The 1,093-nt window shown below is 43.9% G+C and carries 1 tRNA gene and 1 rRNA gene; both read right to left on the bottom strand.

Annotation, left to right across the window (positions count from 1 at the left end):
* A 23S ribosomal RNA gene (locus FTT87_RS15880) occupies window positions 1-592 on the bottom strand; the annotation flags it as partial.
* Between the two features lie 395 nt (window positions 593-987).
* Window positions 988-1,063: transfer RNA gene (locus FTT87_RS15875), tRNA-Ala, on the bottom strand.
* Window positions 1,064-1,093: the final 30 nt, after the last annotated feature.

Below are 1,093 nucleotides of genomic sequence, written 5' to 3'. Positions count from 1 at the left end.
GCTACTGAATATAAGTCGCTGACCCATTATACAAAAGGTACGCAGTCACCGAACAAGTCGGCTCCCACTGCTTGTATGCATGCGGTTTCAGGATCTATTTCACTCCCCTCACAGGGGTTCTTTTCGCCTTTCCCTCACGGTACTGGTTCACTATCGGTCAGTCAGGAGTATTTAGCCTTGGAGGATGGTCCCCCCATATTCAGACAAGGTTTCACGTGCCTCGCCCTACTCGACATCATCATATAAGCCCTTTCGTGTACAGGACTATCACCTACTATGGTTGCACTTCCCAGAGCATTCCACTAAAGCTTATATGACTTAATGGGCTTTTCCCCGTTCGCTCGCCGCTACTGAGGGAATCTCAATTGATTTCTTTTCCTAAGGGTACTGAGATGTTTCACTTCCCCTCGTTCGCCTCGTAACACTATGTATTCATGTTACGATACCTACCTTATGGTAAGTGGGTTTCCCCATTCAGAAATCTCCGGATCACAGGATATTTGCCGCCTCCCCGGAGCTTATCGCAGGCTATTACGTCTTTCATCGCCTCTGACTGCCAAGGCATCCACCACATGCACTTAATTACTTGACTATACAACCCCAAACAGTCGTTTATCCCTACAAGTAGGATAAGCAACAGATTATGATGATTTCTCATCACTTTCTTACAGTTGGCGTTTGTGCACTTAAGCACCGTACAGCTTCAATTAGATTCATATACCAAAACGCTTGATTCAGTTTAATCGCTAGTAACTCATTCTCTCCTTCACATCGCAGTAATAAATCACTGTTAGTGTTGGATAAAACGAGTATGAACAATTTATTTCAACTCAAATATATTCTGTTAATGATTTTTCCAGCCTTCGTCAGGTCAGGAAACTGTGATAAATCACAGAGGTTAATAACAATGCCGCGCATTATACGCCGCTTTCTTACTAAGCTCTATAAGCTATCTAACCGTTTGCTTATTATGCATCCGAAGATACATGGTGGAGACTAGGAGAGTCGAACTCCTGACCTCCTGCGTGCAAAGCAGGCGCTCTACCAACTAAGCTAAGTCCCCAGCTTATCAATAAGTCAATGTTTCTGATTT

Origin of the sequence: Acinetobacter sp. YH01022, from assembly GCF_013420235.1 — a bacterium.
In the GTDB taxonomy this organism is placed as follows: domain Bacteria; phylum Pseudomonadota; class Gammaproteobacteria; order Pseudomonadales; family Moraxellaceae; genus Acinetobacter.
This window is presented reverse-complemented; position numbering and strand designations above follow the sequence as displayed.